We start from the raw sequence: 12,834 nt of genomic DNA on the forward strand, positions 1-12,834 counted from the left end.
GTGTGGGACCAGGGGACGATTCCCCTCCTCCCCCGGTCTGATCTTCGCCCTTCTCGGCAGGTGAACGACCGAATCCGGCCGTACCGTCGGAAACATGACTCAGCGGGCGAAGATCGACACGGACGGCGGCGGGACGGGAACCAGCGGGCCGCCCGTCGTGCACCGCCCCGCCGGACTCACCTCCGCCGAGGTCGCCGAACGCGTCGCGCGCGGCGAGATCAACGACGTACCCGTCCGAAGCTCCCGCTCGACCACGGACATCGTCCGCGCGAACGTCTTCACCCGCTTCAACGCGATCATCGGCGTCCTGTGGGTGATCATGCTCTTCGTCGCCCCGATCCAGGACAGCCTCTTCGGCTTCGTGATCGTCGCCAACACCGGCATCGGCATCGTCCAGGAACTCCGCGCCAAGAAGACCCTCGACGGGCTCGCCGTCATCGGCGAGGCGAAACCCACCGTCCGGCGCGACGGCAAGGCCGCCGAGATCTCCACCTCCGAGATCGTCCTCGGCGACCTCATCGAACTCGGACCCGGCGACAAGGTCGTCGTGGACGGCGAGGTCGCGGAGGCCGACAGCCTGGAGATCGACGAGTCGCTCCTCACCGGCGAGGCCGACCCGGTGGTCAAGAAACCCGGCGACCGCATGATGTCCGGCTCCTTCGTCGTCGCCGGCGGCGGCGCCTTCACCGCCACCAAGGTCGGCCGCGAGGCGTACGCCGCCCAGCTCGCCGAGGAGGCGTCCCGCTTCACCCTCGTCCACTCGGAGCTGCGCACCGGCATCTCCACGATCCTCAAGTACGTGACGTGGATGATGATCCCGACCGCGATCGGCCTCGTCATCAGCCAGCTCGTCGTCAAGGACGACGACTTCAAGAACGCGATCGCCCGCACCGTCGGCGGCATCGTCCCGATGATCCCCGAGGGCCTCGTCCTCCTCACCTCCGTCGCCTTCGCGATCGGCGTGATCCGCCTCGGGCGCAAGCAGTGCCTCGTGCAGGAACTCCCCGCGATCGAGGGCCTCGCCCGGGTCGACGTGGTCTGCCTCGACAAGACGGGCACGCTGACGGAGGGAGGCATGGACGTCACGGAGCTGCGCGCACTGAACGGCTCGGACGAGACGTACGTACGGAAGGTGCTCGGCGCCTTCGGCGAGTCCGACCCCCGCCCGAACGCCTCCCTCCAGGCGATCATCGACGCCTACCCCGACACGGTGGAGTGGCGCTGCACGGAGAGCCTGCCGTTCTCCTCCGCCCGCAAGTACAGCGGAGCGTCGTTCAGCGAGGGCGACGGCGAGAACTCGACCTGGCTCCTGGGCGCCCCGGACGTCCTCCTGAAGGCCGAGGACCCGACCCTTCCCGAGATCGACCACCTCAACGAACAGGGCCTCAGGGTCCTCCTCCTCGCCCGTACGACCCGGGAACTCGACTCCCCCGACATCAGCGCCCACACCCGCCCCACCGCGCTCGTCGTCCTCGAACAGCGCCTGCGCCCCGACGCGGCCGACACCCTCGCCTACTTCGCCGACCAGAACGTCGCCACGAAGGTCATCTCGGGCGACAACGCGGTCTCGGTGGGAGCGGTGGCCGGGAAACTGGACATGCCGGGCGCGGAGAACACCGTGGACGCCCGCCGGCTCCCCGGCGAACGGGAGGCCATGGCGAAGGTCCTCGACGAGAACGCGGTCTTCGGCCGGGTCACCCCGCAGCAGAAACGGGACATGGTCGCGGCGCTCCAGTCCCGCGGCCACACGGTCGCCATGACGGGCGACGGCGTCAACGACGTCCTGGCCCTGAAGGACGCGGACATCGGCGTCTCCATGGGCTCGGGCTCGGAGGCGACGAGGGCCGTGGCCCAGATCGTGCTCCTGAACAACAGCTTCGCCACGCTCCCGTCGGTGGTGGCGGAAGGCCGGAGGGTCATCGGCAACATCACCCGGGTGGCCACCCTCTTCCTCACGAAGACGGTCTACTCGGTCCTCCTGGCGGTCCTGGTGGTCTGCTCCCAGGTGGAGTACCCCTTCCTCCCCCGCCACCTGACGCTGCTGTCCACCCTCACGATCGGCGTCCCGGCCTTCTTCCTCGCCCTCGCCCCCAACAAGGAACGCGCGAAGCCGAACTTCGTCCGGCGGGTCATGCGGTACGCGATCCCCGGCGGCGTCATCGCGGGCGCGGCCACCTTCACCACGTACCTCCTCGCCCGCCACCACTACAGCGGCGAGGACGCCCTGGCCGCCGAGACCAGCGCGGCGACCCTCACGCTCTTCCTGGTCTCCCTGTGGGTCCTCGCGATCATCGCCCGCCCCTACACCTGGTGGCGCGTCACCCTGGTCGCCGCGATGGCCGCCGCCTTCCTCCTGGTCCTCGCCGTCCCCTGGCTCCAGGACTTCTTCGCCCTGAAGCTGGTGGGCGTGACGATGCCCTGGACGGCGGTCGCCATCGCGGCGGCGGGAGCGGCGCTCCTGGAGGTCACGTGGCGGTGGGTGGACCGCCGGTTCCCCGCGTAGGGAACCGCCCGCCCCTCCTACGCCGGGCCGGCGCCGGGCTGCTCGCGCGGGGCCGTCCACTCCTGGAGTTCGATCAGGTTCCCTTCCGGGTCCTCCAGGTGGGCGACCCGCATCCGGTCGCCCATCGGGGCCGGGGCCCGGAGGAACTCCGCCCCCTTCGAGGCGAGCTCCGCGTGTGCGGCGTCCAGGTCGTCCACCCGCAGCACCACCAGCGCGCGGTGTCCCTCCGGCTCCGCGCCCAAGCGCTCCAGCAGGCCGGCCATCTGCGCCCGGTCCTGCAGCGCGACCGCCGCGTGCCCGGTGCGGGGGCTGAGCTTGGCGTACGGGCCGCACTCGGCCTCGAACTGCGGCGCGAAGCCCAGCACGTCCCGGTAGAAGCGGTAGACGGCGGGGAAGTCGGACACCAGCAGGCGTATCTGGGTGAGTTCCACCGCCGTCACCTCACGTCGACGTGGTCGGCCGCGGCCTTCACCACGGCGGCGGCCAGACCGGTACGAGTGCGTGCGCGCAGGCGCAAGGGTCCCCCCGAGGACAGGATCCGGCCCCCTGGCCGGATCGCATGAGAATCTGCGCGGAGTCTACGGACCGCATCCGGCCGCGCCGGATGCGGTCCGCCCGCGGGCCCGGTCAGAACAGGTCGCGGTAGACGTTCCAGCCCGCGCCGATGGCGACGCGCGGCTTGAAGGCGCCCGTGCCGGTGGACGAATAGCGGTAGAGCACGCCCGCCCGGTCGACGGCCAGGAGGTCGCCCCTGCCGTCCCCGTCGAGGTCCGCGGCCGCCGCCAGCTTGCCGTACGCCTGCCAGCCCGTGCCGATCCGCACGCGCGCGGCGAAGGGAGCGGCGCCCCGGCCCGTCCCGGCGTACAGGTACAGCTCGCCCGCCGGGGTGCGGGCGACGATGTCCGCGCGGCCGTCGCCGGTGTAGTCGCCCGCGCCGAGGATCCGGTCGTACGCCTGCCAGCCGGTGCCGACCTTGACGCGGGCGTCGAAGGCGGTCCCCGCCGGCGTCGCCAGACCGGGGTCGGTCCGGTAGACGTAGAGCGTCCCGGACCGGTCCCGGGCGAGGAGGTCGCCCACCCCGTCCCCGGTGAGGTCACCGGGGCCCAGGATCCGGTCGTAGGCGTCCCAGCCCGCGCCGATGCCGGTCCGGTCGGTCGCGCTCGCGCTCAGCTTCCCGCCGCAGACCGTCAGGAGGTCCGGGCGGCCGTCCAGGGCGAGGTCGACGGCGAGGCCCCGGACGGCCGGCCCCGTCCCGCAGCGGGCCGGGGTGCGGGCGAGCTTCCGGGCGGAGAGCGTGCCGTCGCCGAGCGTGCGGTACTCGTACAGCTTTCCGTCGGTGCCGAGCGCCTGGATCCCGTTCTTCCCGAAGGCGGGGACGCCGCCCGCGCCCGCGAAGACCTCCGCGTCCTTCCAACTGGTGCCGCCGGGGCGGAGCGTGCGGGCGCCGAGCCCGCCGCGGCCGTCGCCGCTGTAGAGGTACAGCCGGCCCTCGACCGTCCTGGCGACGAGGTCGCTCACCCCGTCGCCGTCCATGTCGTCGCCGCCGGCCACCTGGTTGTAGACGCCCCAGCCGGTGCCGACCCTCACCGGCTCGGCGAACATCCGGGCCGGGTCACCGGTGCCGGCGTGGAAGAACAGCTCGCCCTTCGGCGTCCGGGTGTACACGTCGCCGACCCCGTCGCCGTTCGCGTCGGAGGCGCCGACCACCTGGTCGTACGCCTGCCAGCCGGAGGCCACCCGGGTCGCGGACGCGAGGTCGCCGGCGAGGTGCAGGTACACGTCCCCGTCCGGCGTCCGCGCCAGGACGTCGGCCTTCCCGTCGTCGTTCAGGTCGCCGGGCGACAGCACCTTGTTGTACTTCCGCCAGCTGCGGTCCGTGCTCCTGGGCCCGAACACGTTGAACCAGCTGCTGTCGTAGAAGACGTACAGCGGCTTCAACTCGCCGTCGGCGGTGAGATGGAGGACCTCGGTCAAGCTCTCGATGCCGCCGACCGCGATGTAGTCCTTGATCGCGATGTTCTTGTAGGCCTCGTCGACCGCGACGTCGAAGTGACCGGTGGTCCCGAGCCCCGTCCTCAGTTCGAGCGAGCCGCCGTACGAGCGGTAATAGAGGTCGCTGTGGCTGCCGTCACGGTAGAAGTCCGCCCGCGGCGGCGCCGGCACGGTCCCGGCCGCGGCCGGCTGGGCCAGGGCCAGGCCCGCGAGGACGGCGAGGCCCGTACAGGCCGCGAGGAGACCGGCCCGCGCCGGGCGTCGGCGCGGGCGGGCGGATGCGGGCGTCTCTCGTCCCGGGAATCGTCGAGTCACGCATGCTTGACCGCCGACGGCCCCTGAGGGTTGCCCTAGGGGGTGTTTCGAAAGTCCTGTGCGGTGCCCGCGGTGTCCGGTGCGTGCCCTCGGCGTGCCGGCCGAAGGCCCTCGTAGCGGAGCTACTTGGGTCTTTGGCCGGTGCGGCGAGGGGGCGTGCCGGGCGCCGCGGGTGCTGTGCGGGACTTTCGAAACACCCCCTAGTCGAACCAGCGGTCCCGCGCCAGCTCCGCCGTCCTCGACGGGTCCTCCAGGAGGGCCGCCACCTCGAAGCGGCGGGGCCACTGGCCGGCCGCCCAGGCCAGGCCCGCCGCCACACCCTCCAGGGTGGCCGCGTGGAGCACGCCGTCGGGCGTCTGCCGCCAGTCGAGTTCGGTGCCGCCCGCGTGGAGCTCCTCGTGCTCGATGTACGAGGCCGGGGTCGAGGGGCCCAGGAGGGCGTGGACCGACGGCGGGACCTCGTGCTCCTCGCCGACCGTCGTCACCTCCGCCTCCACGGTCTCGCTCAGCCGGCGCACCTGGAAGAGGTCCGCCAGATCGGCCGCGCGCGACGGCGACACCGGCAGCAGCGGCAGGTCGCCGACCAGCGGCAGGAGGTCAGGAGCGTCCGCGACCACGGCCTCCGAGGCCTCCACCACGACCAGGGTGCCGTCCACGACCGCGCGCAGGTCGTCCGGGAGCGTCACCTGATCGGGGTCCAGGTCCGCCAGGGCCGTGTACAGGGCGTGCAGCTGCGGCGCCGTGACCTCCCGCGCCGGGTCCGCCAGGCGGGCCAGCAGCTCCGCCGCGCCGCCCGGTTCGTCGAGGAGGGCCGCGACCGAGGTGCGGACGCCCAGGGCCCGCAGGACCTGCTCGTCCTCGAAGCCGGTCGCGTCGGCGGAGTCGTACAGGCCGGAGAGCAGCGGGTCCGAGCCCGCCGCCCGCAGGCCCGCCGGGCGGCGGCCGTCCAGCACGGGGTGGTCCCGCAGCCACCAGGCCGTGTACGAGCGGACGGTCTCCGTCCTCCCGTCCGGGAGCAGGATCCGCACGGGCTGGGTCAGGGCGTCCCGCAGCGGCGGCCGCGCGAGCAGCGCGAGGGCCTGCGGCCAGGCGTCGTCGTCGACCAGGTCCAGGTCCCGCACGGCCACGATCTCCGTCGCCACCGGCGGAACCGGCGTCATCGGGAGCCGGTCGAGGACGTCCTCGCACCACACGTCGACCGCGTCGAGGAGACCCGCGTCGTCCGGCTCCGGGTAGTCGCCCTCACGGGGCTCCACCTCGTCCGGGTCGAGGACCAGGTCCGTCGCGCGGACCAGGGCGAAGTTCGCCAGGACCCCGCACGCGGCGAGCGGCTGCTCGCCCCAGCGGGCCGCCAGCTCGCCGTCGACGAAGGCCAGTTCGTCCTCGCGCATCACCGACGCGAAGGCCGAACCGGGCAGCACCAGCTCGCCCGCCGGGGACAGCTCGCCGTCCTCGTCCGGCAGCGCCAGCGCGCCCAGCCACGGCTCGTCGCCCGGGCCGAGGTCCGCGTCCCGTACGAGGGCGAGGACGGTCTCGACCAGCTCGTCCGCGTCCAGGGCGTCCGCGTCCTCGTCCCAGATCTCCCCCGCGTCCAGGGAGCCCGCCACCGCCGCCCGCACCTGCGGGGTCGTCAGGACCGCGCGCGGCGTCGCCGGCAGGGCGCCCAGCTTCTCCAGGAGCGGGTGCGCCGCCTCCGGGTGCGCCACCTTCAGACCGAGCCGGGTCAGCTCGGCGGGCGTGCGGTCCTGCGGCAGGAGGACCTGACGGGGGCCGATCGTCGTACGGATCCTGGCGCCCTCCGCGGTCTCCGCGAGCGGCACCGGGAGCCCCGTCAGCCGGTCCGGGTCCACCCCGGCGAGGGAGTCGTACAGCCGCCACCACCACGTCGGCGCCCGGTCCACGCCCGCCAGACGGTCGATCGCCTCCGTCAGCGGGACCCGGCCCACGCCGAGCGTCCGCAGCTCGGGCCGGCGCTCCAGACCCGCGGGGAGGAGCGTCGGGAACACCTCAGCGAGGACCTCCACGGTCTCCGCGCCCGCGCCCTCCGCGACCTCCGCCTCGATCGGGCGGAGCGCGGGCAGCTCCTCGGTGGGCGCGGCCGGCGCCAGGAACGCGACCCTCGGCAGCCGGTCCAGGATCGCCTCGCGCAGCGCCCCGTCGACATGGCCCTTGCCCAGCGGGCCGGGAACCAGGTCCAGGGTCGCGGTCGTCACCGGCTGCCAGTCCGCGAGGAGTTCGGCGTACGCGTCGGCCGCCCGCTGCACCAGGAAGTCGGTGAGCGGGCCGGGCGCCGGGTGCCGCCGGGCCGTGTCCAGCGGAAGCGAAGCGATCAGCAGCGCGGGGATGCCGAGCGGCTCGTCGGTGGGGGTCGGCGCGTGCACGACGGGGGTCGTACGGGGGTAGCGCGGGGCCCCCTCCCCGTCCACGGGCACGGCCCAGGTCACCGACCAGTGCGGGCGCAGGCGCTCCTCCACCGGACGGTCCTTGAGGAGGCCGGGGTCCAGGGGACCCGAGTGGCTGACGGTCCGCCAGCGGTGGGTGCCCGTCGCCGAGTCGTCGATCCGGACGTAGCCGTCCTCCTCGGAGCGGGCCAGGGTCCGCACCCCCTCCGCCGTCTCCACGACGATCTCCGCGAGACCCGGAAGAGTGAGGAGCAGAGCGTCGTCGACGGACGTCAGCAGCCGCTCCGCCAGGTCCTCCGCCGCCGCGTCCCGCAGCGGCAGGACGACGACCGTGTCGTAGCCGTCCGGCGCCGTGCCCTCGGCGGGCAGCGGGAGACGCAGCAGCGGTACGTGGCCGTCGCGGCGGCGCAGCTCGTCCCCGAGGCCCGGGCTGTACCGGGCGGACTCGGCGGCCAGCTCGCGCGCCTCCGCCAGGGACCAGCGGACGCCGCCGTGCCGGCCGAGCACGGCGGGCTCGTCGGTCACCGCCAGGACGGCGGCGAAACCGACGCCGAAGCGCCCGACGGCGCCGTGCGTCTGCTCGCGCTTCGCGGACGCCCGGAGGGTGGACAGCGACTCGGCGCCCGCGGCGTCCAGCGGGGCGCCCGTGTTCGCGGCGGCGAGCACCGCGGGGCCCTCGTGGTCCGCGGGGTGCAGGGTCAGCCTGAGACGGCCGGTGACGCCGGCGCGGTGGGCGGCGTCTGCGGCGTTCTGGGCCAGTTCGACGACGAGACGGTCCCGGTAGCCGCCGAGGGCCAGGTCCTCCTCGGCGTTGGCGTCCTCGCGGAACCGGGCCGGGCTCGCGCCCCAGGCGTCGAGCACACCCCGCCGCAGCCGTGCGGTGCCGAAGGGATCGGTTCCGTCGGTCGACGTCCGGACGCTGACGCTCACGTCTGACTCCAGTCTGCGGGGCGGGAAGAAGCCGGGGCCCGAAGGTACCGCGCGGGACGGGGTGCGGGACGCGGGGGCGCGGTGGGGGCGGGGGCGCGCGGGGTCGTTCGGCGGGACGGCCGCCACGGCGACGGGGCGGGCGGTCGCCACGCCTGTTGCGGGCCCGCGCCCCGCCCGTTGCGGGCCGGCGCCCCGCCCGTTGTGGGCATGCGTTCCGCCGGGGCGGAACGGGTGGGCACAACGGACGGCGCCCTTGCCGGCGCCAGAGGCTGCCGAGCCCGGACCCGCACCCGTGTGCACCGTCGCCTGTGGTGCGGGTCAAGGCGCGGAACGCGGAGGCGCCGCGAAGGGCGCCGTCCCGTGTGCCCACCCGTCCCGCCCTGCGGGACACCTGCCCACACGGGCGTGGACACCGCCCCGCCCGGGCGCGGGCACACACGGGCGCGGGGCGCACCGTCCGCCAGGGCGCGGGTCCGCACGGGCGGGGCGCGCCGCACGCGAAGGCGCGGGACCCGCACGGGCCGGGCGCACCCGCACGCGTAGGCGCGGGACCCGCACGGGCCGGGCGCACCGCACGCGTAGGCGCGGGACCCGCACGGGCCGGGCGCACCGCACGCGTAGGCGCGGGACCCGCACGGGCCGGGCGCACCCGCACGCGAAGGCGCGGAACCCGCACGGGCCGGGCGCACCCGCACGCGAAGGCGCGGGACCCGCACGGGTCGGGCGTGCCGGGCGGCAGGGCGCGGCCCGCCGGGGTCGTTACGAGTGGCCCAGGTCTTCCGATGCCGCGTCCGGTTCCGTCGTGGAGCCGGAGTCCTTCGCCGGGCGGAGCGGGAACGCGTCCGCCGCCATGGAGTCGAGCACCGGCGGCGCCGGCCGCGGCGGCTTCGGCATGACCGCGGCCTCGGAGTGCCCGCCGCAGCCGTAGGCGAGGGACACGACCCGGCCGTCCGCCGGGGAGAACTCGTTCGCGCAGATGCCGAAGGCCTGCCTGAGGGACCCGGCGAGCGGCACCAGGAACGCGCAGGACTCGCACGAGGCGGGCGCGGCCTGCGCCATCGGGGTCTTCGCGCCGAACGCCTCGTCCCAGCGGTCGGCGGCCACGTGCAGGCCGTACCGGGAGAGGACCCGGGCCCGGCGCATGCCGAGTTCCTCCGCGACCGCGGCGATCGCGCCCCGGGACGGGGTGCGCGAGGTCAGCTCGGCGTCCTCCTCGTCGAGGTGCTCCGACATCTCCTCGGAGACCGCGGAGTTCGGCGGCGGCGTGTCCTCGCCCGAGTAGCCGGGCTCCAGGCGCAGGTCGTCCTGCTCGGTGGGGAGGAGGTCGCCGGGCCCCATGTCGCCGGGGCGCAGCCGCTCGCTCCACGGCACCCACTCGGGGGCGAGGAGGGCGTCGGTGCCGGGCAGCAGGACGGTTTCGTCAAGCGTGACGTTCTTGGCGCGGGAGGCCCTGGTGACGGTCACCGCCCAGCGCCAGCCGCGGTAGCCCGGCTCCTTGGACTCGAAGTAGTGCGTGACGACGCGGTCGCCCTCCGCGACGACCTCGACGTGCGCGCCGACGATCCCTGGCGCGGCCGCCTCCTCGGCGGCCTCCCGCGCGAGGTCTACGGCCTCCGCGCACAGGCGGTCGGGGATACGCGTGGCTCGCGGGGTACGCGGGGTACCGCTTCGCGTCGTCGCAGCACTCACAGGTCTCGCTTCTCTCCTACGCCGTCTCACGGGTGCGCCGGCCGAGGGGCGGGAGCGAAGCCACGGGCGGCGGGCGGAGCGGACCTGAGGGCCGCATCGACGTCCGCACCCGACTTGTCTCGCGCGTCTCGGGCACACCTAACGCCATCCATTCTGCGGGATGCCGAAGAGGCGCGCGGCCGAGAGATTCCGCCGGTGACGCGCTACGCACGCTACCCCGTTCGCGGGCCTCCGCCCACCTGCCCGCCCCAAGTGGCCCGGATCGCGGACGGCCGGAAGCCTCTCCCTCGTCGTGCCACCGGTTCGTCGGGCGCGCCCGTGGGGCACTATGACGGAGTGGCAGCCGCACGGTCCCCCGTACGATCGCATGATCCCGCCGGGCCGCTCCGCCGAGCGGGCCGGAGGGTCGGGCGAGCCCTGCACCTGCCGTTCACCGGGACGGCGAGGGGCATCCGGAAGGCCACGCACGCGCACGGCGCGGGCGAGTCGGGCCTCGGGAAGCTGATCGAGCTGCACGCCGTGAACGGCGCCGGGGACGTCATGATCACCGTCGCCCTCGCCTCCACCGTGTTCTTCTCCGTGCCGACCGACGAGGCCCGCGGCCGGGTCGCGCTGTACCTGGCCGTCACCATGGCGCCCTTCACCCTCCTCGCCCCCGTGATCGGTCCGCTCCTGGACCGGATCCCGCACGGGCGGCGCGCGGCGATGGCGGGCGCGATGCTGACCCGTGCCGTCCTCGCGGTGATGATGTCGAGCGCCGTGGCGACGGGAGGTCTGGAGCTGTATCCGGCGGCGCTCGGCGTCCTCGTGGCCTCGAAGGCGTACGGGGTGGTCCGCAGCGCCGTGGTGCCCCGGCTGCTCCCACCGAACTTCTCGCTCGTGAAGGCGAACTCGCGGGTGACCCTGGCGGGGCTGCTCGCCACGGGCATCGCGGCGCCGATCGGGGCGGGGCTCCAGATGATCGGGCCGGGCTGGCCGCTGTACGGGGCGTGCGCGCTGTTCCTGCTGGGCACGTTCTGGGCGCTGCGGATGCCGCACAAGGTGGATTCGGCGAAGGGCGAGCGGCGGGCGCATCTGCTGACGCACGGCGAGAAGAAGCCGAGCCTGCGGACGGTGGGCCCGTCGGTGCTGCACGGCCTGGAGGCGAACGCGGCGCAGCGCATGCTGTCCGGTTTCCTGATCTTCTTCCTGGCGTTCCTGCTGCGCGAGCATCCGCTCTCGGGGCAGAGCGCCGCCGTCTCGCTGGGGATCGTGGGCGTCGCGGCGGGCGTGGGGAACGCGTGCGGCACGGCGGCCGCCTCGCTGCTCCGGGACCGGGGCCATCCGCCCGAGGTGATCATCGCCACGATGCTGAGCGTGGTGCTCGGCACGGCGATCTGCACGGCGGTCTTCTTCGGCGGCCTGATGGTGGCCGTCCTCGGTGCGGTCGCGGGGATCACGCAGGCCCTGTCGAAGCTGTCCCTGGACGCGCTGATCCAGCGGGACGTGCCGGAGCTGGTGCGGACCTCGGCGTTCGCGCGCTCGGAGACGGCGCTGCAGATGGCGTGGGTGGTGGGCGGCGGGATCGGCATCGCGCTGCCGCTGAACGGCACTCTCGGCATGGCCGTCGCCGCCGGGATCCTGGCCCTGGGCTGGATCCTGGCGGTCCGCGGTCTGGTGGCGGCGGCCCGCCGGCCGGGCGCGAAGGGCGGCCGGCCGAAGACGAAGGTGGCGTAGGAACTCCCCGTACGAAGCGGTACGCGGTGGCGGCACGCCGTACCCCCGCGTGGCGCGGGCGCGGCGGCCCGATAGCCTTCGGCTCATGACCGTTGCGTTCTTCTCCGGCTCGCGCCGCCGGGCCGCCGTCGCCCTCGGGGCCGTCTCCGCCGGGCTCCTCGTACTCTCCGCCTGCGACAAGCCGACTCCGCTCGCGACCCTGACGGTCGGGACCGAATCGGTGCACTCCGAGGCCGCCTGCTACAACGACGGCGACGCCATCAAGGAGTCGCAGATCCAGCAGTGCCTCAACAAGAAGGCCGAGAAGACCATCACGGTCTCCGCGGACGACAAGATCCGCTTCGGCGTCGACCCGGAGATCGCGGACAACGGCTGGACGATCTTCCTCGGCGGCCAGCAGGCCGAGCCCGAGCCGTACAAGAAGACGTACCGGACCATTCCGGCCAGCGCCTTCTTCTCCACCCAGACCGGCGAGGCCACCGACAAGACCCAGGTGACCATCGTCGAGAACACCGGCAAGAAGCTGACCGGCATCTGGCACTTCCAGCTGAAGAAGGACTCCTGATCCGCCGGTGGTCCACCGGATCCTGATCGTGACGGCCGTGGCGGCTGAGGCGGACTCCGTCTCCGCCGGCCTCGGCCCCGGCGACCCCGGGCGGCTTCCGCTGCCGGGGGGATGCACGCTGCGCCGCCACCGGGACCGCGTCGACGTCCTCGTCGGCGGGGTCGGCCCGGCCGCCGTCGCCGCCGCGACGGGGACGGCGCTCACGCACGGGGCCCTGACCGGGGACCCGTACGGCCTCGTCGTGTCCGCGGGGATCGCGGGCGGGTTCCAGCCGGCCGCGCCGGTCGGCTCCGTCGTCGTGTCCTCGGCGATCGTCGCCGCCGACCTCGGCGCCGAGACCCCGGACGGGTACCTGCCCGTCGAGGACCTCGGCTTCGGCCGGTCCGCGCACGCCGTGCCCGAGTCCGTGACGGCCGGGATCACCGCCGCGCTCGCCCCGGGATGCGTCCTCGCGCCCGTTCTCACCGTCTCCACCGTCACCGGTACCGCCCGGCGCGCCGCCGAGCTGGTGGAGCGGCACCCGACGGCCGCCGCCGAGGCGATGGAGGGCTTCGGCGTCGCCGAGGCCGCCGTCGCACACGGCGTGCCCGTCGTGGAGATCCGGGCCGTGTCGAACGCCGTCGGTCCCCGCGACCGCGCCGCCTGGCGCATCGGCGAGGCCCTCGGCGCCCTCCGGCACACCTTCGAGCTGCTCGGCAGCACCGTCTTCGTGGAATCGTGAG

8 protein-coding genes are annotated in these 12,834 nt (G+C 74.4%); 4 read left to right on the forward strand and 4 right to left on the reverse strand.

Annotated features, from left to right (window positions below; genetic code table 11):
- The first annotated feature begins 94 nt into the window (after nt 1–94).
- The gene (locus tag ABTY59_RS03695) at nt 95–2,503 is read left to right on the forward strand and encodes an HAD-IC family P-type ATPase (protein ID WP_352017231.1); all 2,409 of its coding nucleotides are present in this window, start codon (nt 95–97) and stop codon (nt 2,501–2,503) included.
- Between the two features lie 17 nt (nt 2,504–2,520).
- Here ABTY59_RS03695 and ABTY59_RS03700 read toward each other — a convergent pair whose 3' ends face one another.
- The 4 genes from ABTY59_RS03700 to ABTY59_RS03715 form a co-directional block, all read right to left on the reverse strand.
- Nucleotides 2,521–2,934, reverse strand: a complete 414-nt coding sequence (locus ABTY59_RS03700; RefSeq protein ID WP_352017232.1) for a VOC family protein — start codon at nt 2,932–2,934, stop codon at nt 2,521–2,523.
- A gap of 196 nt (nt 2,935–3,130) precedes the next feature.
- Nucleotides 3,131–4,810 (reverse strand): FG-GAP repeat domain-containing protein, encoded by a 1,680-nt coding sequence (locus ABTY59_RS03705; protein ID WP_352017233.1) that lies wholly within the window; start codon nt 4,808–4,810, stop codon nt 3,131–3,133.
- A 200-nt stretch (nt 4,811–5,010) separates the two neighbouring features.
- Nucleotides 5,011–8,154: a sacsin N-terminal ATP-binding-like domain-containing protein gene (locus ABTY59_RS03710; RefSeq protein WP_352017315.1), complete on the reverse strand. Its 3,144-nt coding sequence runs from the start codon at nt 8,152–8,154 to the stop codon at nt 5,011–5,013.
- Between the two features lie 747 nt (nt 8,155–8,901).
- A complete protein-coding gene (locus ABTY59_RS03715; RefSeq protein ID WP_352017234.1) occupies nt 8,902–9,831 on the reverse strand; it encodes a DUF3027 domain-containing protein in 930 nt (309 codons plus the stop codon).
- A gap of 336 nt (nt 9,832–10,167) precedes the next feature.
- On the opposite strand from ABTY59_RS03715, the gene ABTY59_RS03720 reads away from it, so the two are divergent.
- The 3 genes from ABTY59_RS03720 to ABTY59_RS03730 all read left to right on the forward strand — a co-directional run bounded on the left by ABTY59_RS03720 (nt 10,168) and on the right by ABTY59_RS03730 (nt 12,833).
- Nucleotides 10,168–11,547, forward strand: coding sequence for an MFS transporter (locus tag ABTY59_RS03720; protein WP_352017235.1), 1,380 nt, complete (start codon nt 10,168–10,170; stop codon nt 11,545–11,547).
- Between the two features lie 85 nt (nt 11,548–11,632).
- The gene (locus tag ABTY59_RS03725; RefSeq protein ID WP_352017236.1) at nt 11,633–12,112 is read left to right on the forward strand and encodes a DUF2771 domain-containing protein; all 480 of its coding nucleotides are present in this window, start codon (nt 11,633–11,635) and stop codon (nt 12,110–12,112) included.
- Between the two features lie 37 nt (nt 12,113–12,149).
- Nucleotides 12,150–12,833 (forward strand): futalosine hydrolase, encoded by a 684-nt coding sequence (locus tag ABTY59_RS03730; RefSeq protein ID WP_403542162.1) that lies wholly within the window; start codon nt 12,150–12,152, stop codon nt 12,831–12,833.
- Nucleotide 12,834 lies beyond the last annotated feature (1 nt).

It is taken from the genome of Streptomyces sp. NPDC096079, assembly GCF_040303145.1.
Taxonomy (GTDB): Bacteria; Actinomycetota; Actinomycetes; order Streptomycetales; family Streptomycetaceae; genus Streptomyces.

Coding starts and splice junctions, on each gene's coding strand:
- ABTY59_RS03725 (WP_352017236.1), top strand. CDS start 11,633: ATGACCGTTGCGTTCTTCTCCGGCTCGCGCCGCCGGGCCGCCGTCGCC.
- ABTY59_RS03695 (WP_352017231.1), top strand. CDS start 95: ATGACTCAGCGGGCGAAGATCGACACGGACGGCGGCGGGACGGGAACC.